The 26,200-nt window shown below is 48.2% G+C and carries 22 protein-coding genes; 10 read left to right on the forward strand and 12 right to left on the reverse strand.

Going from position 1 to position 26,200, the window contains the following annotated elements; translation table 11 throughout:
• Positions 1–216: 216 nt before the first annotated feature.
• From H9L42_RS08570 to H9L42_RS08610, 9 genes are all read left to right on the forward strand, one after another.
• Positions 217–1,125 carry a transglutaminase-like domain-containing protein gene (locus H9L42_RS08570; protein WP_187302979.1) on the forward strand — a complete coding sequence of 303 codons (909 nt, stop codon included), beginning with the start codon at positions 217–219 and terminating at the stop codon, positions 1,123–1,125.
• 15 nt (positions 1,126–1,140) lie between these two features.
• Positions 1,141–2,187, forward strand: a complete 1,047-nt coding sequence (locus H9L42_RS08575) for a type II secretion system F family protein (protein ID WP_187302980.1) — start codon at positions 1,141–1,143, stop codon at positions 2,185–2,187.
• 11 nt (positions 2,188–2,198) lie between these two features.
• On the forward strand, positions 2,199–2,504 hold the full coding sequence (locus tag H9L42_RS08580) for a hypothetical protein (protein WP_187302981.1): 306 nt from the start codon (positions 2,199–2,201) through the stop codon (positions 2,502–2,504).
• Positions 2,505–2,511: 7 nt separating this feature from the next.
• The gene (locus tag H9L42_RS08585) at positions 2,512–2,994 is read left to right on the forward strand and encodes a DUF4860 domain-containing protein (protein ID WP_187302982.1); all 483 of its coding nucleotides are present in this window, start codon (positions 2,512–2,514) and stop codon (positions 2,992–2,994) included.
• Positions 2,991–3,404, forward strand: coding sequence for a hypothetical protein (locus H9L42_RS08590; RefSeq protein ID WP_187302983.1), 414 nt, complete (start codon positions 2,991–2,993; stop codon positions 3,402–3,404). Before H9L42_RS08585 ends, H9L42_RS08590 begins: the two co-directional genes overlap by 4 nt.
• Entirely contained in the window at positions 3,401–3,820 is a 420-nt protein-coding gene (locus H9L42_RS08595; protein WP_187302984.1) for a hypothetical protein, read from the forward strand. Before H9L42_RS08590 ends, H9L42_RS08595 begins: the two co-directional genes overlap by 4 nt.
• Positions 3,817–4,881, forward strand: a complete 1,065-nt coding sequence (locus H9L42_RS08600) for a type IV pilus twitching motility protein PilT (RefSeq protein ID WP_187302985.1) — start codon at positions 3,817–3,819, stop codon at positions 4,879–4,881. The genes H9L42_RS08595 and H9L42_RS08600 overlap by 4 nt, the downstream gene beginning before the upstream one ends.
• A 3-nt stretch (positions 4,882–4,884) precedes the next feature.
• The gene (locus H9L42_RS08605) at positions 4,885–6,075 is read left to right on the forward strand and encodes a BTAD domain-containing putative transcriptional regulator (RefSeq protein WP_187302986.1); all 1,191 of its coding nucleotides are present in this window, start codon (positions 4,885–4,887) and stop codon (positions 6,073–6,075) included.
• Positions 6,076–6,164: 89 nt separating this feature from the next.
• Entirely contained in the window at positions 6,165–7,283 is a 1,119-nt protein-coding gene (locus H9L42_RS08610; protein ID WP_187302987.1) for a S8 family peptidase, read from the forward strand.
• Here the strand turns inward: H9L42_RS08610 and H9L42_RS08615 are convergent.
• The 4 genes from H9L42_RS08615 to H9L42_RS08630 form a co-directional block, all read right to left on the reverse strand.
• Complete coding sequence (locus H9L42_RS08615; RefSeq protein ID WP_187302988.1) at positions 7,280–8,680, reverse strand: MFS transporter; 1,401 nt, start codon at positions 8,678–8,680, stop codon at positions 7,280–7,282. The genes H9L42_RS08610 and H9L42_RS08615 overlap by 4 nt on opposite strands.
• A gap of 55 nt (positions 8,681–8,735) precedes the next feature.
• Entirely contained in the window at positions 8,736–11,843 is a 3,108-nt protein-coding gene (locus H9L42_RS08620) for a UvrD-helicase domain-containing protein (RefSeq protein WP_187302989.1), read from the reverse strand.
• A 6-nt stretch (positions 11,844–11,849) separates the two neighbouring features.
• A complete protein-coding gene (locus H9L42_RS08625; RefSeq protein ID WP_187302990.1) occupies positions 11,850–12,482 on the reverse strand; it encodes a VanZ family protein in 633 nt (210 codons plus the stop codon).
• A 278-nt stretch (positions 12,483–12,760) separates the two neighbouring features.
• On the reverse strand, positions 12,761–13,231 hold the full coding sequence (locus H9L42_RS08630) for a pyridoxamine 5'-phosphate oxidase family protein (protein WP_187302991.1): 471 nt from the start codon (positions 13,229–13,231) through the stop codon (positions 12,761–12,763).
• 184 nt (positions 13,232–13,415) lie between these two features.
• Between H9L42_RS08630 and H9L42_RS08635 the strand changes: the two genes are divergently transcribed.
• Positions 13,416–14,276 carry a nitroreductase family protein gene (locus tag H9L42_RS08635; protein WP_187302992.1) on the forward strand — a complete coding sequence of 287 codons (861 nt, stop codon included), beginning with the start codon at positions 13,416–13,418 and terminating at the stop codon, positions 14,274–14,276.
• On the opposite strand, the gene H9L42_RS08640 is transcribed toward H9L42_RS08635, so the two are convergent.
• Genes H9L42_RS08640 through H9L42_RS08675 form a run of 8 tightly spaced genes read right to left on the reverse strand, consistent with a single transcriptional unit; the run spans position 14,255 to position 26,192 of the window.
• Positions 14,255–14,920 carry a 4'-phosphopantetheinyl transferase family protein gene (locus H9L42_RS08640; protein ID WP_187302993.1) on the reverse strand — a complete coding sequence of 222 codons (666 nt, stop codon included), beginning with the start codon at positions 14,918–14,920 and terminating at the stop codon, positions 14,255–14,257. The genes H9L42_RS08635 and H9L42_RS08640 overlap by 22 nt on opposite strands.
• A complete protein-coding gene (locus H9L42_RS08645; protein WP_187302994.1) occupies positions 14,917–15,174 on the reverse strand; it encodes an acyl carrier protein in 258 nt (85 codons plus the stop codon). The genes H9L42_RS08640 and H9L42_RS08645 overlap by 4 nt, the downstream gene beginning before the upstream one ends.
• Before the next feature lie 9 nt (positions 15,175–15,183).
• A complete protein-coding gene (locus tag H9L42_RS08650) occupies positions 15,184–16,125 on the reverse strand; it encodes an alpha/beta fold hydrolase (protein WP_187302995.1) in 942 nt (313 codons plus the stop codon).
• Positions 16,126–16,136: 11 nt separating this feature from the next.
• The gene (locus tag H9L42_RS08655) at positions 16,137–16,943 is read right to left on the reverse strand and encodes a class I SAM-dependent methyltransferase (RefSeq protein WP_187302996.1); all 807 of its coding nucleotides are present in this window, start codon (positions 16,941–16,943) and stop codon (positions 16,137–16,139) included.
• Between the two features lie 9 nt (positions 16,944–16,952).
• Positions 16,953–18,068 (reverse strand): saccharopine dehydrogenase NADP-binding domain-containing protein, encoded by a 1,116-nt coding sequence (locus tag H9L42_RS08660; protein WP_187302997.1) that lies wholly within the window; start codon positions 18,066–18,068, stop codon positions 16,953–16,955.
• On the reverse strand, positions 18,069–22,289 hold the full coding sequence (locus H9L42_RS08665) for a condensation domain-containing protein (protein WP_187302998.1): 4,221 nt from the start codon (positions 22,287–22,289) through the stop codon (positions 18,069–18,071). It abuts the gene before it with no gap.
• Positions 22,286–22,987: a thioesterase II family protein gene (locus tag H9L42_RS08670; protein WP_187302999.1), complete on the reverse strand. Its 702-nt coding sequence runs from the start codon at positions 22,985–22,987 to the stop codon at positions 22,286–22,288. Before H9L42_RS08670 ends, H9L42_RS08665 begins: the two co-directional genes overlap by 4 nt.
• A 1-nt stretch (position 22,988) precedes the next feature.
• Positions 22,989–26,192 carry an SDR family NAD(P)-dependent oxidoreductase gene (locus H9L42_RS08675; RefSeq protein WP_187303000.1) on the reverse strand — a complete coding sequence of 1,068 codons (3,204 nt, stop codon included), beginning with the start codon at positions 26,190–26,192 and terminating at the stop codon, positions 22,989–22,991.
• Positions 26,193–26,200: the final 8 nt, after the last annotated feature.

Consider the following 26,200-nt stretch of genomic DNA (forward strand, 5'->3'; position numbering starts at 1 on the left):
ACATTGAAATGTGTACAAAGCGAGTAATTCAAGCTCAATTGTACCCATTTTCGGGTGTCCACATCCATCGCCGGCATTTTCCACCGCATATCTATCCGATTTTTATTCCTGCGCGTACTCTGCTGGTCATCTAACACCAAGCAAATTGCCAAAGGCAGACGCTTCTGCTATAATAAAGGCGAAAAATACAATGTAACCTGCAGGGCGGTATTGGAAATGAAGCACACCGGATTAACAAAACTTCTATCTGCTGCCGCAGTCATCTTTTTGATGACTGCTTTTTGCGCGTGCCAGAACAGCGGCGAAAAAGGGATTTCCTCTTACCGTGATTTGGACTACCCTCTTTTTTCTGAAACGCCGGAAAAAAACACCATAAAAAATGAGGCTGCTGAAATTGACATTTCCAATACCAGTCAAGGTTATATAGGAATCCGGTATCTGGGAAACAATCGAAAAGTAAAACTTCAGCTGACAAAAGACGCAGAAACTTACACCTATAATATACAAAAGAAAAAAAGCTTTTCCATTTTCCCCCTATCTATGGGCAACGGAACCTACACGATTGGAATTTTTGAAAACATTTCCACAAACCAGTACTCCCAAGCCTGCTCAGAGACCATTGAAGTCAAACTTGAGGATGAGAACCTTCCCTTTTTATACCCCAATGAATATGTTTCCTATACCAGAAATTCACCAGTAATCCGTCTCAGCAATCAAATAACAGAAGGCAGCGGGGATGAACTGGAAAAAGTGGAAAAGGTATTTGATTATGTGACATCCACCATTGATTACGATTACGAGCTTGCGGAAAACATTCCCCTGGAATACATCCCTGACATTGAGCAGGTACTCAAAGAAAAAACCGGCATCTGCTTTGACTACGCCTCTGTCATGAGCGCCATGTTGCGGATCCAGGGAATTCCAACCAGACTGGTTATAGGCTATGCCGGAGACGTATATCACGCTTGGATCAGTGTATATGTGGAAGACAAAGGATGGGTGGACGGTATTATCCGTTTTGACGGGGAAAGCTGGACACTGATGGATCCCACCACGGCAGCCTCAAGCGGTCTGACAGATGAAATTACAGATGACAGCCTATACAATGCACTCTATTATTATTGATTAAAGGAGCCTCAAATGAAACAGGAACCAACGAAACTGGACGCGATCCAACTCTCCATACTCTGCAAAGAGCTTGCGATGTTTTTTAAGGAAGGCATACCCCTTTACGACGCATTCCTCATTATGGAAGAAAATACAGAAAACCGCCGCCTGAAACCCCTGTATCACCAAATCAGCCGTTCTCTGGAAGAAGGTGTTACACTCACGGAGGCTCTGAAGCATACCGAAAAATTCCCTTCCTACATGCTCCGAATTTTGCGTATCGGAGAAGAATCCGGAAAGCTGGAAGAAGTTCTGGAAGCGCTGTTTCTCTATTATCAGCGTCGTGAACAGATGAAAAACAGCATCCGCAGCGCAGTATTCTATCCCCTTGTTATGATTATGGCTACCTTGCTGATTCTGGCAGTCCTGATGATCCAAGTACTTCCGGTTTTCGCGCAGGTCTTTGAGCAGGTAGGCGCTGAACTGCCCGCGCTCTTTGCCGCCATTTCCGAATCTGGAGGCATCGTTTCCGCAGTATGTATTGCCCTTCTGATTATTCTGGCGCTGGCCCTCCTCCTTTATCTGGCAAGCAGACGTACGGAAAAGGGCAGGGTTTTTTTCACAAGGCTTTACGAAACTTCGATCTTTACCAGATCCATTGCCGCCCAATCCGAATCCGGCGGTTTCACCTATTCTATGTCCCTGCTGTTATCAAGCGGAATGAATCCGGATCAGGCCGCAGAGCTGCTGCTTGAGCTTACAGAATCCCCCCGGACAAAAGAAAAGCTGAAAGACCTGCAGCGCCGGATGGCAGAAGGGATGACCTTTGCCCGCGCCCTTGCAGAAAGTGGATTTCTTCCGCCTGCATATACCTCTATGATCGCCGCAGGTACGAAGACGGGCCGAGTAGACGAAATGATGGATCTGACGGCCCGGCGGTTGAGTGAGGATATCGATCTGCGTTTGGAAAGGCGTATTTCCCTAGTGGAACCGGCAGTTGTTATTATCATGTGTATTCTCATCGGAGCGGTTCTGCTGTCCGTTATGCTGCCGCTGATCCGCATGATGACATCATTCTAGGAGGCAATCGAATGTTTACCCGGCGTTACAAAAAAATTCTTATTTGCGCGGCGCTCCTGCTCCTTATTACCGCAGCCGTTTTTTCCGCAGCCAGTCTGTCACGAAAGATCGATCAGGACAGGCAGAGTCTGGTAGAAAATACGATCCGCAACTATGCGGTCCAGTGCTATGCGCTGGAAGGATTCTATCCAGAAACACTGCAATATCTGGAAGATAATTACACTTTGGAGTTAAACCGCAAACAGTATGTTTACCATTACCGCTTTATCGGCTCTAATATGATGCCCGAAATTTCGGTCTTTGAAAAGGAAAAGTAGGTGTCTTATGGAACATAAAAAGCACAAAATCGATCTCATTTTTATTGTTACACTAGCAGGAATTTTTTTCATCTGTTCCATCACATTCATTGTTTTAGGCGCAAATTTCTACGCGAACACGGTTTCCAGCAATCAAGACTCTTTTCAGATCCGTACAGCCTCTCTTTACTTTACTCAGAAAATCCGGCAGAACGGCAAGCCGGATTCTGTCCAGCTTACCTCGATGAAAGACGGAAGCCAGGCATTGGTTCTGAAAAATGGGGACTATGAAACCTGGATGTTTCTTGCGGACGGACAGTTGAAAGAAGCTACCGTAAAGCAGGGAACAACCGTAACAGAAAGCTTTGGACAACCGGTTCTGTCACTGCGTTCACTAAAGTTCGAGCCGCGAAAATCGAATCTTCTGCGTGTTACGGCAGTCTCTCCTGAGGGGACGGTCTCCCAGGTGGATCTGCTCCTTCGCACATCGCAGCTGGAGGTGAGACCATGAAACAGATTCGTTCCAGACACAGCCTGTACCTCTTTGCAATTACTCTGTTGCTATCCTTTTTCCTGGTTGCGATTTTGGTCTGCACCAGCCTGTTTCTCTTTGCCAGAGAAAAAAATCAGCAGGCAAACGCCCTCAGCAGCGCTTCCGTAAAAGTCGTCTCCATTGCGGATACTATCAAAGCCTGCGCTCCTGATATGCAGCAGGCCAAAACACTTCTTGGAGCAGATAAGGATTTTTACCTTTATTACGACGAAAATTGGCAGAAAGGCGGAGAACCGATCTACTGCGCTCATATCGATTATACGATTTCCGATCACCTGCTTACCGCGAAAATCCGCTTTTACAAGACAGATGATATGGAATCTATTTTCCAGATGGAAATTAAGGAGTTCCTGGAGGTCAAAAAATGAAACAGAAAAGTTTTAAATCCTTTATGGGAATCAGCGCTATCGCCCTCTCTGTCATTCTGATTATATTGACTCTCGTCTGCTTTTCGGTGCTCACATTTGTTTCGGCAGACAGTGAATACAAGCTCAGCCAAAAGAGCGCTCTGGCAGTAAAACAGTATTATGAGGCGGATGCGGATGCAAATGAAGCTCTTGCCAAAATTTTTGCTATAGAAAATAGAAAAAATATTCAAGACATTCTCACAAAAAAAGGTTATAATGTAACCATATCTGAAAATGGGGATCAAATCACGATTTGCGTCCCGATTAGCAATAAGAGGGAACTGCGGGTAAAGGCTGTCTGGCCCTTTTCCTCTCAGGTAGAAATTCTGGAATGGGAGGTCATTCCCACAGTTAAAGGAGATTTTGAAGGGAAATGAACATTACGGATATACTAAAAGAAGCCGCTCAGAAAAAGGTCTCGGATCTCTTCATTATAGCGGGGCGGCCTCTGGCTTTTAAAATCAATAGCCAGATCGTTAATTACTCGGAAGAAATTCTGATGCCCAAAGAAACGGAAGAGCTTATTTCCGGTATTTATCAGATCGCTCAAGAGCGAGATATGGAACCAATGCTCAAATCCGGCGATGATGATTTTTCTTTCGCCATCGCCAAGGCTGCCAGATTCAGAGCCAGTGTCTACAAGCAAAGAGGTTCCCTTGCCGCTGTCATACGAGTAATCTCTTTTCAGCTCCCAGATCCTTTGGAAATGCATATTCCGGATCCGGTTATGGATACAGCGGATGAAACAAAGGGGCTGGTGCTGATTACCGGGCCTTCCGGCAGTGGAAAATCCGTTACTCTGTCTTGCCTCATAGATCGGATTAATTCTACGAGAAGCGGACATATCATTACGCTGGAAGAGCCGATTGAGTTTCTTCATCCACACAAAAAATGTATTGTCAGCCAGCGGGAAATTTCTCTGGATACAGGCAGTTATTTGACGGCGCTGCGCGCCTCACTGCGGCAGACTCCGGATGTAATTCTTTTAGGCGAACTACGGGATCCGGAAACGATCGATGTGGCCATGACGGCAGCGGAAACCGGCCATCTGGTTATTTCTACGCTCCATACTTTGGGCGCAGCCAACACAATCGACCGTATTGTCGACAGTTTTCCCGCTCAAAAACAGACACAGATCCGTCTGCAGCTTTCCATGGTTTTGAAAGCCGTGATTTCACAGCAGCTGCTCGTTGCGAAGGATAAAACCATGCGCCCAGCTTTTGAACTGATGAAAGTAACGCCGGCCGTACGTACCATGATCCGTGATTCCAAAACCCATCAGATTGAGTCCGCCATTCATTCCGGAGGAAAGGACGGTATGATCAGCATGGATTCCAGCCTGATTGATCTGTATAAAACCGGAGTTATCGACAGGCACACGGCTATATCCCACAGTTTTTCTCCGGATGGATTTTCCAGAAAAATACAGGAGGTTTAAGTTATGGCAACCATTGAAATTTATATGCTGGGTCGCTTTATAATTCTGTCCAATGGGACAGATATTGTTCCCAAGCTTGGAAATTCAAAGAAAAAGCTTGCGCTCCTGCAGTATCTTTTGCTTAACAAAGATACTTCGATTTCCAATTATAATATTTTCGAAAGCATCTGGCCGGGTGAGGAAAGCTCTAATCCGGAAAGTTCGCTGAAAACCCTGGTCAGCCGACTCCGCCAGAATTTAAAAGCTTTCGGCCTTGAAAATTCAATTATTACCAAGAATGGAGCCTATCAATGGAACGACGCTCTGGACGCGGAAATTGATATCTTCCGCTTTGAACCGCTTTGTCAGCAGGCTCTGGATTTTCGTGAAATTGATGAAACGACCACTCCGATATTCGAAGAAATTCTCCGTATGTACCAGGGAGATCTCCTTACAGGGTACGATACGGAAACCTGGATCGTGCCTAAAAGCATGTATTATCATAATTTGTATTTGAAAGTGTTGTATCACTACATTGATCTTCTGAAGAAAGATGACCGATACAGCGATATTATGCCTCTCGCGCGGCGCGGTCTTGAAATTGATATGCTTGATTCCAAACTGAACCTCCATCTTATGACGGCGCTGTTAAAACTGGGTATGAAAAATGAAGCTATGTCCCACTACAATTATACGGTAAATCTGCACTACACCCAGCTTGGAGTAACTCCGTCTACCGAAATTCTTTCCTTCTACAAGAATCTGATTAAAGCGGAGTACGATTCTAACAGCAGCCTGGATTTGATCTGCCAGGATCTGCAAAGCGAAAGCGGCGAGTCTACCGCCTTTGTATGTGACTACTCCATCTTTAAAGACATTTATAAGCTCAACACGCGGAATCTGGAGCGACTGAATATCACCATTTTCCTGGGACTGATTACTGTACTTCCGACAGAAGAAAAAGAACACACCGATCTTCTCCTTCTGGACAAGGTGATGAATCTGCTGCTGGACGCGTTAAAACATAACTTAAGAAAAGGTGATACCATTTCCAGATATGGCCCTTCCCAATTCGCCATTCTCTTACCTGCCGTCAATCATAAAGCGGGTACGATTGCGCTGGAACGGGTTAAAAAAGCTTTTTATAGTCAGAATTCCATTCCGGACTTTGTAATTCGTTACAACATTAAGCCGATTGTTCCGGGCTCTGTTTAAAAGAAACCGGAAATCAGAACCTCCAACCTGGTACCTTTCGATCTGCGCTTTCATAAGATAGATCGAGTACCTGGTTTGGAGGTTTTTACATGAAACAAAAAAAGCACGGCTCTCGTCCGTTTATTTTATATCCCAGACAAAGCATTGACAGTGTCCGCCAATGCGTTCTGGAAAATTTTGGTTCTATTAAATACGAACTTCCCTTTCTCAACGCCCTTTGTGTAGAAATTCCGGAAGAAAAAGTAGGCGCAATCCGTACAAATCAGAGGATCGCTATGATGTCGGAAGATATTGAGGTGTCCAAGCTCCCTGTAGAGACCGCTTCCTGTCAGCGTCCATTCCATTCTCCCGCTTGCGTCCCCTGCCGCCGGGGAGAAGGGGTCTGCCTCGCGGTCATTGATACGGGCGTCGCGCCCCATTATGATCTGATCCGCCCCTTTAACCGCATTCTTCATTTTGAAGACTTTGTAAATGGCCAGAAACAGCCTTATGATGATGACGGGCATGGTACTCATGTAGCCGGAATCGCAGTTGGGAATGGATATTCATCCGGAGGAAAATATTGCGGCACCGCTCCGGGTGCTGCCCTGGTATCACTCAAGGCTCTCGATGGGGAGGGCAATGGAAACGCCTCTGATATTTTGGCAGCCATGCAATGGATCTATGAAAATCATCGCCGTTATCATATCCGTGTAGTCAATCTTTCTCTGGGTGTCGCGTCGTCCGAACGCGCGCAAATCGATCCCCTCGTAATCGGAGCCAACGCCCTGGTCTGCGCCGGGCTTTGCGTCGTAGCCGCCGCCGGCAACAGCGGTCCGGAAAGGAAAAGTATCACTTCTCCCGGTACCAGTCCTCTTGTACTGACGGTCGGCTCCTGTGATCAAAAAGGAAGTATTCCCACCTTTTCCAGCAGAGGTCCGGCACCTGCCGGTCAGGTAAAACCGGATGTTGTGGCCCCAGGCGTTGATATTCTATCTCTTGCTGCCCAAAATCCCAAGTCTTATATCGCTCAGACAGGGACTTCTATGTCCAGTCCTTATGTGGCCGGGCTGGCTCTGGATTACTGCGCGCGCTGTCCCGGCGCCCATCCGCTGGAAATCAAGTCGGCGCTGATGAGTCTCGCACAGCCTCTGCAAGGGATCGGAGAAAACGATCAGGGTTGCGGCGTCCTGTCCGCGGAAGCGTTGCCGAACAAAGCCTCTAGTTAATCCTCCTGAGCTGCCGCGGCTTCCTTCTTCTTTTTTTCTTCCAGCTGTCTTTGAATTTCCTCAAACCGCTTTTTCGTAATAGGATAACGGTAGAGGGCGCAGAAAGCGAGAACAAGAAAACACGCCGGCACAATGGTCACGGAGTTTTCCACCCACTGCAGAGCCCTTTCCATCTGCACCTCCGCGCTGCCGTCAAAACCGCCAATCTGCAGAATAACTCCCAAAAGCTGTACGCCAATTCCGGTTGCCAGAGCTTCCACCAGTCCCTGAAGAGATACGATCGTACCCTGCCGCTTCTTCCCGCTTTCCAGCTCATCATATTCACATACATCATAAATAATCGACGGCATCAGCTGCCAGTACAGGGAGGTGGATATCGCTACAAAGAAGATAAAAATATGGAGCTGCAGACTCCCCTCTACTCCTATAAACCTGGCAATGGTTACAGATACGGCACCCACCGCAAAAACCAGCAGCAGTGTAGTCCGTTTATCCGTCAGCCTGCTGACCTTCTTTACAATCAAGATCAAAAGTACGCATACGATCGTCCGGTAAAGAAACATTCCTGAAATCTGTCCTGCTGACAAGCCATGATTATAGGTAAAATAATAGACCAGATCCGCCGCGAACAAAGAATTGCAGATCAGCGCGAACAGGCTTGTAAATAAAAGATACTTCACCGGCTTTAATTTGAGAACCTGGCCGTATTCTCCGAAAATCTGCCGCAGCTTAAAACGGGGCAGACCATACCGCTCCCCTTCCGGAGCCGGACGGTCCTTAGATTTTGCGGCTTTTACCGTGATCCAGATGGACAGCATCGCGCAGACTCCCACTACCCCGCCAGTCACCGACCATGCGCCGGATTGAGAAAATCCCCGTTCACATAAAAAAGCAACGAAAATAGACGGCAGCACCATCCCTGCAAGATTCCCCGTCATATTAAAAATAGAAGCGTAAGAACGCAGCTCTGTTCTCTCGTTATAGTCCTGAGTATATTCCGCGCCCAAGGCCAAAAAAGGAACAAAAAAACTGGTATAAGCCGTCCAGAAAATCAGCAGAATGGCGGCATAATAGAACGGTCTTATCTGCGGAATAAGATCCACTGCTGTAAAGAGCATATAGAGCGCTGCTGCCATAGGAACAGCCATCAGGAACATAAAAGGCCTTCGCCGTCCCCATTTTGTCGCCGCATTATCACTGAGATATCCGGCAATGGGATTAATCAACGTATTCCAAAGGGCTCCCGCGATGGTAATCGCCCCTGCCGCCGCAGGCGGAATTTTTGCCACAGTTGTCAGGAAAAACATTAAAAACGTATTAATCAGGGCATAGGCGGCCGCATCGCCGAAGGCCGCGGAGGCATATCCGATTTTACTCCGAAAGGTTAACTTTTCCATAGCCCTATGATACGCCATCGGGTTACCGTATAGTCAATGGGGTTTTGAAAAAATTTTATAAATGGAAGAAATCCAACTGAACTCCTTCATTCTCCTTCTTTTTCAGCGTTTCCTCCCGCTCAATCCCGAATAACGGTAAGTCCTCCAGAAACTCCGAAGGAGGATTCCCAGTCGTCAGAATCAGTTCTTCCTTTGCCCTGGTCATTCCCACATAAAACAACCTCCGTTCTTCCTCCGGATCCGCGCTTTCCAACGGAATCACCCCTTCTTTTACGCCGCACAGGAATACCACCGGAAACTCCAGACCCTTGGCTCCGTGAAAGGTCATGAGAGAAACCGCGCCGGATCGGTACTGTTCTCCCGCGGTACTTCGGCGAATATCTTGCTCTTCTCCCAGAAGGAGATTGTCAAGGAACTCATCCATCCGATCATAGAATACGGCCATTTCCCCCAGTCTGTCCATCCGAGCGCGGGGCTTCAGCCCTGTCTGCTCCGCCCAGTCCCGCAAAAGCGCGGAAGGACGCTCTGTCTCAAGTCTTGGCAGAAAACGCTCCGCCAGGTATTGTCCGGTCTGCCGGGGATTTTCCGCGAACAGGCGGCTGCTGACAGCTTCCATTTGTTCCCGATCCCCTTCAAGCAATGCCCGGAAAAAATGGATCGTTTCTTTCACCGCCTTTTCCTGCAGGAACGGATCTTTTCCCGTAACAACACAGGGGATGCTTTCTTTTCTCAGACAGCTTTCCAGCAGCCTAGCCTGATGATGGGTCCGGTAAAGCACCGCTATGTCGCCAAAGCTTCTGTGAGTTTCCCTTCCCGCCGCGAACCGCTGGACGTCCATCATGTCCATCCCGCCGGTCATTTGGTTAATTTCTTTGGCAATGTAAATCGCCTCCTGCAGATCGTTCGCGGCAGTAACAAGGCGCGTCTTTTTGCCGGAATCACGCAGCGCTTTCAATTGTCTCGGCGCTCCCGAAGCGCGATTGATAACCGATACCGCGTTTTCGAGGATTTCAGGCGTTGAACGGTAGTTCAGTTCCAGCCGAATCTCACGCAGATCCGGATGGTCCTCTTTCAGTCGGCGGAAAACCTGCGGCACCGCGCCGCGGAAACCGTAGATGCACTGATCCGGATCGCCAATTACAAAAAGAGCTTTCCCCCGGCCGGCCCACTGGCGAATGAGTCGGTACTGGGGCAGGCTGACATCCTGAAATTCATCCACCAGCAGCCATCCTCCCTCTCCCAGGGCGGGTTCCTGCGGATGCTCTTCCATATAAACCAGCGTCTCTGTCAGAAGGTCGTCAAAATCCAGAAGGTTATCTTCCCGCAGCTGTTTTGCGTACTGGCAGGCCGCCTCCCGCAACGGCTCGTCTTCCAGTTCCGATACGCCGCTTTTCCATGCGGAAATCCTGCGCAGAAACGCGGAAGGCGAGGTGGAAAGGCCACAGTCTTTTATCGCCGCCGTCGCGGCGTCCATCTGCTGCTGCTCGTCCGCCAGCCGGATTTCTCCTTTCCAGCGTTTCAGAAGTTCCAGGCAGATCGAATGAAACGTGCCGGTTTTTACAGCGGAGGCCTTTCGTTTTCCCAGTTTTTTCTGAAGCCTGTCTTTCAGTTCTTCCGCCGCTTTTTTCGTAAAGGTGAGGGCCGTAATCTCCGCCGGCGCCAGCCCTTTTTCCTGAATTAGAAAAGCGATTTTTTCAATCAAGGTGTGAGTTTTCCCTGTTCCCGGTCCCGCGATTACCGCAACGACCCGCTCCTCCGCGGTGACAGCTTCTTGCTGCCTGAGATTATCGGGAGCCTGACGGCTCTCCTTAGCCGGTTCTTTCGCTTTCTCTTTTGGGATCGTCCCGCGTTTTTCCGGTGCTTTCTTTTTCTTCCCCGCCGGAAGGGCGATACTCTCAAAAAAGCTGACCTGGCCGCAGAGCTCCGCGATTTCTTCTTTGTCGATAATCTTTATGATTCCGTATTCTCCATCATAACCGGGAATCCGTTCCACCTTCCCCTGCCGCAGTCTCCGAATTCCCTCTTCAATGCAGGGACCCGCACAGCTGCGGATGGCTTCCAGGGGAATATCTCTCAAAATGGAAAATTCCGTCCCCAACTCTGCCAGCATGGCTTCATATTGCCTTTGAACTTTTACGCTGGCAGCGGATTTGTCCGTGGAGGCGGCAATCACTTCCGGCAGCGGCACCAGACTCTCAAAGGGTCTGGCTCCCGGCTTTTCATAGCCTTCTTGCCGATCCGCCAGCTGTTCCACCCGGTGCAGTACGCCGATGGTAATCTTTTTTCCGCAGACCGGACATCGTCCTCCATACTGGCTGGTCTGAACAGGGCTGAGACATAGGTCGCATTTGCGGTGTCCATCCATGTGGTATTTCCCCTCTTCCGGGAAGAACTCCAGGGTACCGACAAGACCCTCTCCCTCCTGCAACGCCTGATACAGCCCCTCATAAGAAAGCTCAATATCCAGAAGGTTTGCCTCCCTTCCCAGCTTGGCCGGGGAATGGGCGTCGGAATTTGACACGAGATGAAAGGAATCCAGGGCGGACAACCTCCAGTTCATGGGAGGATCGGAGGAAAGACCGGTTTCCAGTGCATGGATATGACCCGTCAGATCCTCAAAACATTCTTCGATGGTATCAAACCCGGAAAAAGCTCCGAACAGGGAAAAATGAGGGGTCCAGATATGGGCGGGAATAAAAATCGCCCTGGGACAGGTTTCCAGTGTGATTTCCAGAAGATCCCGGCTATCCAGACCGAGAATCGGCCTTCCGTCGGAATGGATATTTCCGATGGCTTCCAACCTGCGGGAAAGCTGCTCCGCTTCCTCAAGGCCCGGCAGGAGAATCAAATTGTGGACTTTTCGGGTCTTCCCGTTTTTCTTATAAATGGAGCTGATCTCGCCGGATACCACAAAACGGGGTTCCTTTTCATCCGCTGTCATGGAATCCCTTATTTTGAAGTCTTCTTTCAGCTGATACAGCCCGTCTTCCGCCGGCGCCAGCTTGTCTTTCAATTCTCTGCGCCATGCCGGATGAGTAAAGTCGCCGGTGCCCAGGAGATCGATGCCCTTCCTCCTGGCCCACAGGTCAAGATATTCGGGTACGCACTCTCTGCTCGTTGCTCTGGAATATTTGGAATGAATATGTAAATCTGCGATATACAATGGGGTTCACCTGCTTTCTGAGATGTTTCTATTATACCCTCCGCCGTGCTGTTTTTCCACACGCGGCTCTGGTTCTGTCCCCGTTTTTTCCGCGGGAGTCCCCGCGCCTCGGATTTTCCGAAAGAAAAGAAGCCCAATCACTCCTAGCAGAACGCCCGCGGTATTGAGGAAAACATCATCAATGTCCACTACCCGGTTCGGGTATCGGGCGGCCATATTTTCGAGCAGCTGCAGCGCTTCAATCGAAACGGAGGAAAGCAGTCCCGTGAAAAACAGCTTTTTTCCATTCATGTCCGGCCGTATTAATCCCAGAAAAACCGGAACCGGCGCCAGCAGCAGGATATTGCCGAAAATCTGCACGCGCCAGTAAATCGTTCCGGCAAAAAGAGATATGGTCGTAAAAGGAATCGGCTGGATATTGCGGATTTCCTCTGCCGTAAACGAGATATACGGATAAAGGCTCCCGGTCCGTACGGGAAGCAGCGTGCATTGTAAAAGGAGCAGCAGATACCCTGCTGCCGCCGCGAAAAGAACAAATCTGACTGGAGGCTCTCCCCGCTTCCTGCAGAATAAAAAAATCCCTATCGCCAGGAACAAGTAAAGGATCGCCATTTGTGTAATATTCAATGTAATAATCATAAGAACTCCTTGTTGCTATAGTAGCATTTTCAAATCCGGCCTGTCAATAAAGCCCCGGATTCTTAAGGAAGTTCTAAGAAGAAAACACCACACCTTTTCGGGAAATTGTCGAAAAGCCATTCGGGAATTTGGCGGAAATCTATTCGGTAAGTTGGCGAAAAATCGTTCGGCAATTTGGCGAAAATTCATTCGGGAGATTGCAAAACTGCAGTCCGATCCTGGGCACTTCTGGTTCCCCAGGCCGGGCTGCAGTTCTTCTTTTGCGTTCTTTTTCCTCGTTATCCTCTCGTCGCTTTGCCTGTCATTCTTTCTATATCCATGCGCAGAACGACCATTTTGTCAAAGGCAGATTCAATATACTCCATTCCCTCCTTTGGATAATCCGGACTGAGTTTGTCCGCAATCGCCTTGATGCCCTTTTTCTTTTCCGCAGGATCTTCCACAATGTGAATGGTTCCGAACGCCGCCACCGAACGGTACTGGGTGTTGAATTTTTCCGGCATCAGTTTGACGGAATCGACCACGTTCAGACACACGCTGCGGTTTCCCTTAAGATTCTCCAACCGGTGGCCTTCCGGGGCACAATGAAAATAGATGGCGCCGTCCGCATAGACAAAATTCATGGGAGTGCCGTACGGCGTATTATCTGCGCTGATGGTGCAGAGCACGCCATATTCCGCGCTGTTTAAAATTTCGATGACCTCTTCTTTCGCGATGGCTTTTTCTTTTCTTCTCATTTCCTTATCCATTTTTCTTCCGCCTTTCCTTACGTTTTCTTTTGTATAGCATATAGCAAAATTGGCATTTATAGAAGTGCCAATTATTTTATTTTTACAGGATCCAATTTTCAAAAAAATACAGTTACAAAAAAGTGCCTACTTGTAGGCGACCCCTGACAGGCATACAATAAAACAAAAAACGGGAGGTATTATTATGAATCGCGCGGAATTTCATGTTGCGGACAGCTGCATCGGCTGCGGAAAATGTGTACTGGTATGCCCTGGAGGGGTTCTGAGCCTGGGAGAAGATCATAAGCCCAGGATCAAAGACTTCTCAGAATTCGGATGGATTGGGCACGGCTGCTGGCGGTGCGAGCATTGCCTGGCGGTATGCCCCCAGGGAGCGATTCGGATTTTGGGGCACAAGCCGGAAGACAGCCTGCCGCCAGTTTCCCCGGATAGCGCCGCTCCTTTTATGGATGCTCTGATCGCCGTCCGGCACTCACACCGGAGGTATCTTGATCGCAATGTAGAGAAAGACATCATTGATGATATGGTCGCGCGTTTGGGGAATGCCCCCAACGGCAGCAACAAACAGCAGGTGGAATTTACTTTAATTGATGATAAAGAGCAGATGAAAATTTTTCGCAGCACCGCTTATAACCGGATGACGGAGCTGGCGGAGCAGGGTGTTTACCCGGAAGGATTTGAAGGAATTTATTATGAAGATATGAAAAACTGGGAAAAAACAGTACGTCCGGATATGCTCCTGTGCGGCGTTCCCCACGCTCTCATTCCTCACGCGCCCATCGGCAGCGGCGAGTATCGGGCCGACGTTCTTGTCGCGGGCACTTATTTTGAACTGCTTTGCGCTTCCCGGGGGCTTGGCAGCGTCATGCTAACCTTCCCCCTCAACGCGTTGAAACAAATGCCGGAAATCAAAAGCATGCTGGGGATTCCGGAAGATCATTACATCGGCATGATCATCGGCTTTGGATACCCGGAAATTGAATACGCCCGCGGCACGCAAAGACAGATCCCGCCGGAACGGGTTCATCGCCTTACCTTTAAATAAGGCTGCCCAATTACATTTAACAAGGGAGATATTTCTACCTGACAGCTTGAAATATCTCCCTCGCTGCAGACCGCGAAGCTGTATCCCGAAAATCCCTTTATCTGTTTCAGATAATATCGCTTGTTTTCTATCATACAGCTTCCTTTTACAGTTTCAATCTCCTTCATCATAAAAAGGCCTTTTCCCATGCACTTTATCGCCGCTTCTTTCCGGCACCAGCAGTCAAAGAAATATCCGTGGCTATCCGTTGAGCGGCGCATCCGGTCGTACTCTTTTTCTGTCAGAGTTTCCTGTCCTACGCTCCATATGTCCCAAACCTGGGACTGCTTCTGAATATCGATCCCCACCGGAACCTTATCCACGGCGCAGACCACCCACTTTCCTGAGTGGGATATGCTGAAAAAGGCGTTTTCTTTTGAAAGATACGGTCTTCCGTATGGATTGAACTCTATGTGTATTTGTTTCATTCCAAAGTATTTTTCAAGCATGGTCAGCGCCAGGTTATATCCCAGAACTGTACGGAGAGAATCCTGCCGGTGTCGGAAGCGGTCTGCCTGCCGCTGTTTTTCTTTTGGGATCTTTCGCAGCAGGCTTTCATATTGTCCGCTGTTCAGTTCTATCAGTTCTGCCGCATGAATTATCATGGGGCGGCGTCTATAGATTGTTTTACATGGTACTTTTGTGTCAGAATGGTAAGAATATCTTCGTATCTGGAAATATTTTTTGCGTCATTGAGGTCGATTTCAATATCGAATTCATCTTCCAGATCCGCCAGTATGGAGATTACCGAAAGAGAATCCGCTGCCCAGTCTTCCACCAGGCGCGCGTCATTGCGAATTTCATTTTCATTCAGGCACAGTTCTTCGCATACGATCTTTCTAACTTTTTCTTCCATCATTTTCCCTCCTTAGGTATTTTTTTCGATTTCATTGATAAACGCGTTTACCTTTTGTCTGAAAAGCTGTGGTTCCTCCGCAAAGCAGAAATGCCCGCTGGAATCAAACCCGTACATTTGAGAGTTTTCCAGGATTCCGTGTATATTCTGCGCCGCCGTCTTGTCTGCCATAGGGACATCGCATTGTCTTCCGTAAAGTACCAGTGCCGGTATCTGCGATTTTTCAAGCTTCTCACTGTAATCGTATTTATCTTTCGCGTTGTTTTTCATCATAAGAGCGTAATTAATCTCACAGTGATCCAGAATTCCCACCACGTCCTTATTGGCGATATATTCGCCGTAAAGTTCCCTTATGTTGGCAGAAAACCACGCGTTGGCATATTTCTGGTTAAAAGGCGGAAATCCGGTCCTTAAATATTCGTCCGAATACACCGTATTTGTTTTACTTGCCAGGGAGGACACGAAAATAACCCCTTTTACATGTTCTTCGTACTTTGTCATATATTCCATAGCTGTAACGCCTCCCCCGGAATGAGCCAGAATCAGGATATCTTTATCAGGAGTAATTCTCTTTCTCAGCTCCTCTAAATCCTTCCCATAGTTTTCGTATGTACAGTCAGACAAATCCGCTGTATATTCGGATCTGCCCGAACACCTTCCATCAAACAAAACGACGGTCCGCTTCTTCGCCAGAAACCGGATATAAGGCTCTATGTATTCCGATGAAAATCCCGGCCCTCCCGCCAGTATATATATGGGTGTCTCGTCTTTTTTCTTTCCGTACACGTCATACCACATGATATGGCCGTTGATCGCGATGCTCTTTCCTCCCCGCGACGTATCGCAGTCCTTTTCCGCGCCCCGAGGGGGAAACATGGAAAACATCAAAAGGAAACAAAGGATTGCCAGGGCAGCCAGACCTCCGATTGCAAAATATCTTTTTCTGAATCTCATGGCCGCTCCTGTCAGACAAAGCGGAACACCGCAATGCGGTTGCTCAAATTTTTGATAAAGGAAATCTTTGATAACAGTTTGTAAATGCCCATCTTCAGATACATTTTATCTGCCAGATTCGTTTCCTCGATAAATTTAAGATTGGCATTCAGGTTTTCTACATCTCTGCCGCTTGAAACGCCCCATTGAAAGACTGCCCCTGTTTTGCTTACCGCGTCGGCCATATCCGTTTTTTTCACGATTTTTTCCGAAAGAAGTTCGAGAACAAGGGTGGCATTTGGAAATTGCTGCTGCATCATATGGATGACGCGCTTCACATCCTTTTCTTCAAAGTACATCAGTAATCCTTCCATAATAATGAGAACCGGCCCTTCTCCCGCGTCCACCTCTGAAGTCCAGCGCGGATCCAGCGCGTCGCAGCTTATGGAAATTTTGTTTTTATGATGGGGGATAAGTTTTTCCCTTACCTCTATCACCTCTGGAAGATCCACATCATACCACGTTATTTTTTCATTGTTTACTCTGAAAAATCGTGTATCAAGCCCCGCGCCTACGTTGATACAGACGGCCTCCGGATTTTTTTCTATGAATCCCCTGATGTATCCGTCCAGAATAACGGTTCGCACGACAACACCGGTTTCGCTTTTCCAATCGCCTTTCTCCGTGGGAAAAATGTCTTTAATTTTTTCATACATTTCCACGGCGTATCTGTCGCTGATGATTCCATCTTCCCGCAAAGTCTCACGCGCTCTGGCCATCATCGTGATAAACATCGTTCGCTCCACACTTCCCAGTTTTAAATCTTCCTTACTGATCATTTCACCCTCCTATAGTTCTCCGCTGTCCTGTTCCTCATCTTCATTCTTATCCACAGGCAGTGTCACTGTTTTAAAATCTCTCAAAATATTATCCTTTACAAGCGTCTCTATGACTTTTTCCGCATCCAGCACTTCACAGGCCCATGATACACCTTCTTTGCATCGATTCTCCAAAAGATGCTCCGCCGCCAGCGCGGAAACGACGCCGCAGAGCCGATAGGCTTCCTCCACCTGGCAAAGGGTTGCTTTCCTGATTGGTTCTCCATTTTTGATTCCGGTCAGATCATAGAGAATGGAATTGAAAAGCGGCCTGGTGTTGGCGATGGCGTCAAACATGACCATGTATTTATCCGTGAGAGCCTCCAGAAAATCTTCCTGATCAATGCGGTCCACACTTTCAAAGAGTGTATCCAGTATGTTCATCGTTTCCATATCCGCGATCGCGTGATACCATTTCACCGCTTTTATCCCGCACTGCCCAGCCATCACGATGATTTCATTGCTGATATAGGGCTTTCTGTAAATTTCATCCCGAAATCCAGGCACTCTGTGTTTTTCTTCCCGGGGGACCTTATGGGATACGATTTTGCCATTTTCGTAGCAGGCATTTGCGTAACCCGAGTCTATGAAGCAGCTGCACAGCAGATCCATGAGGCTTGCTCTGCTGATTCGCTGTCTGCTACCAAAGTAGCACTCTGCCAGCTCCACTTCATCGAAATCCCTGACCAGCCGATAAGGGATCAGGCCGGAAAGTCCCGCCTCAAGACCTGATCCTATTACAAAGGAATTGCTGGTATCTTTAAAAAGATCCGTTTCCCGTTCAATGTAAATACTTTCTCCCGATGTGTCGACATAATCAATGTTGTTTGCCGCCGCGCATTCCGCGACCCTCAGCTTTATTTTGGAGGAAGGGCCCGCGGAATTTATCACAAGATCACATTGCCGGCAAAAGCGGTCAAGGGATTCGGGATCGAAAATATCGGTTTTTATCCATTTTACGTTCTTATTCTCAAATTCACAGAAGCTCCTTTGGCCTCCAAGAATCGAATACTTCTCTGAAAGATGGCGGATCACTTCTTTTCCTACCGCGCCGCCGCATCCTAAAACGCCTACTGTCTTTTTCATCTATTCACCTGTTAAAACTTCCACTATTTTTTCAACATTCGGAGTTTCCATGCATGTAAAATGGTCTCCATCTATCCAGATTCTTCTGCCTTCTCCCGTAACAGCCTGCCTGGCGTAGTCAAGGCTTTCCAGATCTCCGGTTACAAAAAATCCGCTCTGGTCGCGGCACAGGAACGCGTCTACCCTGCCATCGTACTTTTCCGGCTCATAGGCCATGAAATCCGCGAGAATTTTCGCGAACATGAAATAAGAATTTTTAAAGACTCTGTCGTCAAAGCCTCCGGGCAGTTTGCTCTCCACCTGCCGGAAAATGCGATCCAGCCGCTCTTCCACTGTTTTTTCTTTCAGCTTTTTGCAGCACCTTCGAATCTCTTCCGGCACTTCTTTTCGTACGCACATCTCATCCGACGTGAGGAACCTGCCGTTTTTCTTTTCAAACTCCCGCATGGTGTCTTTAAACAGTTCATCATCCATATCGTACCCGCACTCTGCCATGTCGGCGCCATACATCTCCCCGAAACCTTTTTCAAAAAAGATATCGTTATCGAAATGGCCGACAAAACGCTTTGTATCAATCGTCGTGACCCGCAGATTCTCAATTCCCGCGGCCTTCATCAGCCGCCCTGTCTCGATAGCGACGCCTCCACCGAAGCAATGTCCGATCAGGCTGTAGTTTTTCGCTCCCAGAGAGATCAGATACTCCGCGTTCCTCTTTGCCATGCAGTCTATGACCTCTCCCGGAGAAATCTTGAGGAAACGGTCCGGATCTCCGCAGTGAAGCCCTACTACCGCGTCGGTTTCGGGGATGGCTTTTTTCAGTTTTTCAAAGAGCGTCTGATAAATCGGCATCGTAGCCGTACCGTTTACGAAAAAGGCCCATACATTTTCCGGCGTTTTCGTTCCTCTCTGATAGATCATAGCAAAGTGAGGGCAGTCTTCGGACGGGTTTATGCTGTCGATTGCCGACGCCAGCTTTCTGACCGTATTGTTTTTCAGCAGAAGATTCATAAGATCGTTCCATTCCACTTCCCGGGCCCTGTCTACTTTGCCGCGGATTTTGGTGATCGCCATGGAGGCGAGAAGAGAATCCCCTCCCAGCTCAAAGAAGCTGTCTGTTACGCCGGGTATTTCGTCCAGTTCAAGGACTTCTTTCCAGACAGCGGCGATTTCTTCTTCCAGTTTTGTAGCCGGCATATCCTTTGAACCGGATCCTTTTCTTTTTCTGCCATCCTGCGTTTTGCTTTCCAGCGCGTTCTTGTCGATTCTTCCTTCCCGGTTCAAAGGAAGTTCCGAAGATACGGTGAGTTTGCCCAGTTTTTCTTCCGACGGAAGTTCTTCGCGGAGCAGATCCCATACCTTGTCCGTCCCCACATCCTTGTACCCGTTCCGGTTATGTACCGCGTAATATTTCAGGTTAAATGCCGCAAACGGGTCATCCGGCCGGGGATAGGCGTCTGCAAGCTCCAGTCCCGCCGCATCTATCATCGACCTCCATTCCTCATCCGTAAAAAAAATCCTCTTATCTTCCCGCCTTGTATCCTCAATGGCTCCGTGGTGAAGCATCCCTTTTGAGGCAAGCAGCGAAGCGGACTCGAAGATGCAGTCAAGGAAGATCATACAGCCGTTGGGTTTTAGCGCCTGTTTTACTTTTTTCATTGCCTCAAAGCCGTCTATCGCGTTGTGAAACGTGTTCGCGCAGACGATAAAATCAAAACTGCCCATTCTGAGGCCTTGTTTTTCGCAAGGCTCGTTCAGATCATAGATCCCGTAGTTTACAAAATCATATTGTTTATATTTGGCTTTTGCTTCCTGTAAGAAGTACTGGGAAATATCCGTAAAATAATATTCCACATCCGGATAGTCTGCCAGAAACGGAATCAGTTCATCGGAGGTTCCCCCTACTCCGGACCCCACCTCCAGAACTCTGATTTTTTCCGCTCCTTCCGCAGCCGTTTCTATGGTTTTTAAACATAGCCGGTTCAGCATTTTGGCGGCAAACAGGTCGTGATAAATCTCATGAGCGGTCTGCGATTCCCCTTTGGGGAACAGGAATTCCACCGGGTTGATCTTTCCTGAAATGCTGTCTGCCAGTTTCTCTGCGGAAGAAAGAAGATAGCTTTCCATTCCCTTATATCCCGGGGTTTCTCTGGCAATCCGCTTTGCCTGGTCCATAAGCTTCCGGTAGCGTTCCTCCACATCTGTCATGGCCGCCCGGTATTTTCCGTTATGTTCTAATATGTAGCCTTCCCGTTTCAGGGCTTTCAGCCACCTTTCCAGGAGATAGCGGTAATCCGGCGCAGCCTGCAGCATAATTTCAAGTTCTTTTTGAGAATAGATCTCCTTGTCCGATAAAAAGGCGCCCGCCTTTCGAAAGGTTCGCATGATATCAAGAATCGCGACCTCATTGGCAGTCCTGATATCCGCAAGCATACTGTCCCATTGGACGGAATCGCAGAGCCTTGCCGCTTCTCCCCGGTTCCGCTTTTTGATTTTCCGGTCACGCTCCGCGAAGTAATGGGGGTTTTCCTCTTTCTCCGGCAAAATATAAATATCCGCTTTTTCCCCGCTTATGACCGCGGCGTCTTCCGCTGCCAGATGTTCTTTTAAAATGTTCTCACATTTTTCCTCGTCAATCTCCGCGTATTTCAGTCTCCATTGTTCTTCGTCTTTCCGGCACTGCCGTAAGATATCTTCATAAAACAGCCGCTGCTTATGAGGAATATAATCTTTCGCCGGTTCGCGCCACAGTTCTTCCTTTTGGGAAAGGGCTTCTATCATCTCGCAAAAGCTTTCAAACATAATATCGGCGACGGTTTCATCAACTGTCCCTTTTCTCAAAGTCCATATTACCGAAAGATTTCCCGCAGATTCTCCTACCTGGCAGTCTATAAACACCTGGGGAGTCTGGCTCGCTTTGTAGGTGACCTCTATGTCGCTGCTGTCAAGGTTTTCAATGCCAAGGGTGCTGGTGTAGACATAGGGCATGAGGACATCGTATTTTTTTCTCCTGTTCCATTCTCTTAAAACCTCGATTCCGCTGAACGCCCTATGCTCCATATCCTCCCATAACTGCGTTTGCAGGGTTCTGGCGTTTTCCACGAAACTTTCTGCTTTCTCGCAGGCAACCTCCAGTATCGTATTGCTTGTGAAATCTCCTACAATGCGGTTGATATCCGGATGATAGTCGGGTCTCATCATAAGTGTCACGTTGATACAAAATCCGCTGTTTGCGCACCAGGTGTCGAGCACATGGGCGTAGACAGCCATAATCGCGGATGACGGCGTAATCCGGTTTTCACCGGCGTTTCGGGAAAAGGCCTGCCACTGCTGGCGTTCAAGACAGAAGGATTTTATCGCAAAATCGGCTCGTTCCCCGGATGTCTGGCGTTCCCCCAGAGGAAGATGAGGCATATCCGGCAAACTCCCAAGCCTTTTCAGCCAGTAGGCTTTATCCTCTGTTCGTTTCACTCTCATACTCGGCTTGTTTTTCACAGCCTCACCAAACAGAACCACATCCCGGAAGGTTATGCGGGGAGACTCCTTTTCCGAAACCCTTCCTGTATAAAAATCCATCAGATCCTTTAAAAGGATTCCCATGCTTACGGAGTCCGCAAGCAGCATATCCATAGAAAAGTGCACCACACTTTCTTCTCCCGCTGTAGTGACAACAAGTTCATACAAAAAAGGGTCCTCGATATCGTACACTTTCTGTTCCAGCCTTTTTCTCGTCTTCCATACTTCCTCCTGCAGATTCTCTCCCATCCTTTCCTCTATCTTTGGATAGCGAAAGTCTTTTACGATTCTCTGATAACCGTCTCTGGTAACAGCCGCTCGCAGCATCGGATGCCGATGGATTACCTGATGGAACGCCTTCTGCATTCTGTCCCTGTCGCACCTGGGAAGTTTCACCTCCACGTAGGCGTGGCATCCGATTCCACCGTAATCGTAAAAATCATTTCTTCCCAAAAGATAGGAGGATTGCACTTCCGTAAGGAGAAATGGCTCATATTGATGATCGGCATCCGGCGTTATAGTCTGCCGTTCCGCTTTGTTAATATAATCGATGATCGTTTCTCTTTTGCTTTTTACTTCATTCTTTAAATCTTCGGTGAAAACGCCTTTTGGCGCTTTGAATCTGAGCTTCTCACCTTCCACCCACAGGAAAATTCCTTCCTCGCAGCATTTTTCAATTATGTTTGCAATGGCTGTTTCTTCTCTCATAATGGTTCCTTTCCTAATATCGAATTGATCGCGCCCACCACATCTCCCGCGCAATCTTTTATAAACATATGCCCGCTTTCAAACTCATACGTTCCAAAGGAGTTGTGGCCGTATTTTTTCCACTGTTCGGCGTCTTCCTTTGTGACGCTGTCATATTTGCCATAAAAGACATGGATTCCGCCGCTGTAGTCGATATCTTCATAGTGGTGATGGTAGCTTTCTACCAGCCTGTAATCGTTTTTAAACCGGGGCAGAAAGTAATCTCTGATTTCCTCGCTGAAAGCTTCCGCCGGGGTATCTCCCATTTCCAGTATTTTTTCTATGAACTCCTCGTCCGGAAGACCGCTGATCGCTTCCTCCCTGGGAAGCATGAAGGGCGGGGTATTTCCCGAAAAGAATACATGAAGCGGCTGCGGCATCTTTTTTCTGCAAAGTATTTTTAAAATCTCGTACGCGATCCAACTGCCCATACTGTGCCCGAACAACGCGTATTCCTCTCCCGGTTCGATCTTTTCCGTGATCGAGCTGTAAACATCTTCCAGAGCGTCTTCCCAGTTTTCATACAAAGGTTCCGCGGCCCGGACGCCTTTACCCGACAGCTCCACAGGAACAAGCTGAATGTTCTCGCGCAGAATAGGGTTCCATCCACTGTAGACAGACGCGGAGCCTCCCGCGTATGGGATACAGAACAGTTTCATTTTAATCAACCCTTTCTTTTATCATCTTTTTCATCTCATCAAATCTGCTAAAACAGAATATTTCCCTGGCGGAAAGTTCCGTTCCGAATTCCTTCTGAATTTCTTTCGGCAATTGGAAGGCTTTGATGGAATCTCCGCCCAGTTCAAAAAAGTCATCTTCCGGATACCGTACTTTTCCATCCAGAAGCTTTTCCCATATTTTTATGAGACGGCGATCCATATCGTCAAAGGCGGAGATTTCCCGATCTTGCTTTTTTTCCTCTTGGGGCATTTCCTGTAACATGTATTTTTTTATGTAATTTTTGCGCCGATCAAGCCCTATATACACGGAACACGCCTTTGCCCCCAGACACCGCTCTATCGAAATTACACCGGCGTCTCCTTCAATATCGTAAAACCCCTTGTTTCTTCCCATGTCTTCAAATCCGCTGTCATAGGAGAGCCCTGTGTTTTTCCATGAGCCGGAATTTACGCAGAGTACGTTTTCCCCTTCCTGCTGTTTCGCTCTCGCGAAAGCAGGCAGAAAGCTGTTTGCCGCAGAGTAGGCGCCAAAACTTGCCGTGCCGAAAAATCCATTGGTGGATCCGAACAGAAGAAGTCTCACATCCTTTCTGTCCGCGGCAATCCGGTACAAATTCCGCGTACCCGTTATTTTCGCCTCAAACATCTTCTCATAGAATTCCTCATCGCAGTTTGCGATGAACCTTCTCTCGGCCTCCTGCCAATGTTCCTTCAGGTTTCCGATGCCGGAAAGGTGCAGGATCTCGCTGATGCCCATTCTGTATTTTTGCTCGTATTTTTCCACAACGCGTTTGATTGCTTCATAGTCAGCCACATTGGCCTTTTCATAATGGACTGTTTCCGCAATCTGTTTCAGAAGACAAAGAGTCTGGCGATATTGAGAATCTTTCTCTATATCACGTCTTCCGATCATTACGATTTTCGCCCGGTAGAAGGAAAGCAGATAACGGCAGAGCAGTCTTCCGATTCCTCCCAGTCCTCCCGTTACGATGTAAAGCCCGCCATACGTAAATCCGCCTTTGCCATCATCGGAATCCATGGCCTCCAGCTTCAATTGAAATACGTCTTCTTTTCTGACTGTAAAGATCCCGCTTTGCGCTTTGCCGCGGCGGATATACGACACTGCCGTTTTAATGGAAACCGGGTCTGAAAAATCTTCTATGTCCAGGAGCATACACTTTATGCCGCACTCTGCCTCAAGGCATTTTAAAAAGCCCGCCTCCTGTCCTCCAGGAACGTCCCGCGGCTTCCTTTTCTCCAGAGGGTATCTGCTTTCCGTAAGACAGATAAGCCTGCCGCAGGGGATCTGGCCTCTTGCTATTTTCTGACCCAATGCCCTGAGCCGGTGAAAGTCTCCCTGAAAGACGATGACGCCGGAATCCGCCTCAGTCTCTGCCAGCCTGGCAAGTTCCCCTTTGAGATAGTCACAACTAACCATCAGGCGCAGCGCTTCTCTCCGCCCTCGCCCTGCGAAGCGCTCCTTAACAAAGATTTCTTTCAGAAACCAATCCGGAATTTCGGTTTGCTTCATCTTCGCTTCCTTTTCTCTCATCGTCTCCTGGATGTCTTTAAAACCGCCGTCTTGGTACTTTTTCGCAATCCGGGCCCGCTGTATTTTCTCAAGATTGGATTTGCTCACTTCTTCCTGGGGCAGAGGGATCGCGTCCGCCAGATGAATACGCAGTTTTTTCTTTACTTCTGCCAGTACCTTCCGGCGCGCGTATACCGGCTCCGTGTGGCTTTGCGGCGTAAAAAAGGCGATTACCTGTTCGGCGCCGTTTTGATCGATACACTGGCAGACAGCAACGTATGAGCTTCTCACTTCCTCCAGTTCGCCGATCAAAGCTTCGATTTCCGCATTGGCGTAGTTGAGGCCGTTCACAATCACCACATCTTTTTCTCTGCCTGTCAATATTACGCTTCCCTCTGACAGGAATCCGGCGTCGCCTGTATTGAACCAGCCGTCTTCTGTGAAAACCTTCTCGTTTTCCCCCGCGTTTTTATAATAGCCCTTTGTAACCTCCTTTCCCCGAATCTGAAAAACGCCGACTTCCCCATCTTTTAGAGGGACGCCGTTTTCATCCACGATCCGCACATCGATCCCCGGAAGGGGCTTTCCGATTTTCGTAAAGGTTCGCCCTTTGTATTCCGCGGTTCCACCGCTTCCATAGTTAAAGTCATTGTTATAAAGAACTCCCGAGCAGGTTTCACACATTCCCCACGCCGGCTGAAGAGCGCATTCCCTGAGCCCGAATTTTTCAAAAAACCGAACAAATTCTTTTCCGGTCCTGGCGTCTACCATTTCGCCGCCGTCCAGCAGATTTACGACGGACGACAGATCTCTTGGAACGGTTTGTTTTTCCGCTTCCTTTTTCAGAAGAACGTACGCGAAGTGGGGTGCCCAGGACCAGTTGACTTTAAATTCCTCAATCAGATCGAGCCATCTTGTGATATTTTGGAGAATGTATCCTTTTTCCACCTGAATCTGCTCTCCACAATTGCTGAGACCATTCAGATGGGCCATAAAAAGCCCTCCCGGATGTTCCAGAGGCATCCAGTTTAAAAAGGTCCTGTTTTCATAGTCAAACACTTTTTTCAGGGCATTTTCCCTTGACACTGCCGCCTTATTGGTCTGCATCACACATTTGGGCGTCCCGGTTGTTCCGGAAGTCAGAAACAAAAGCGCCGTATCCTCCGGCGACAGGTGCCTTTCTTTGGGCAGAAAGAACTTTCCCCCGGTTTCCCGCCCGCCGCCTTCCCCGGTATGTATCATGTGGCTTCGCTCAATCCCTGTTTTCCCGGCAAGCTCCAGATAGGCTCCATACATCGTCTCCGAGACTATGATTTTAGGCTTATCAAGATGAAAATAGATTTTTTTCAGAGTTTCGCCTTCCGCGGAGGCACCTGGAATCTCCAGGGCGGGATTCATCAGAACCGGAACAAATCCGTAAAAAACACATGCCCAGAAATGAATCAGGAATTCCTGGTCATCATATATCTGAAAGATTAAAAAATCCTTCGGCCCGCACCCTGAATCTTTCAGGAACGCTCCCCTGGCGACTGCCTTTTCTGCGATCTCCGCGTAAGTAAGCCGGTTTCTTTGGCCGTTTTCACAGATAAATGTGATCCCCTTTTGGGGGCATTTGCCAAGGACTTTTTCATATAGGTCGATTAACATTTCCATTTTTTCAC

Source organism: Zhenpiania hominis (genome assembly GCF_014333425.1).
In the GTDB taxonomy this organism is placed as follows: Bacteria; Bacillota; Clostridia; order Peptostreptococcales; family Anaerovoracaceae; genus Hominibacterium; species Hominibacterium hominis.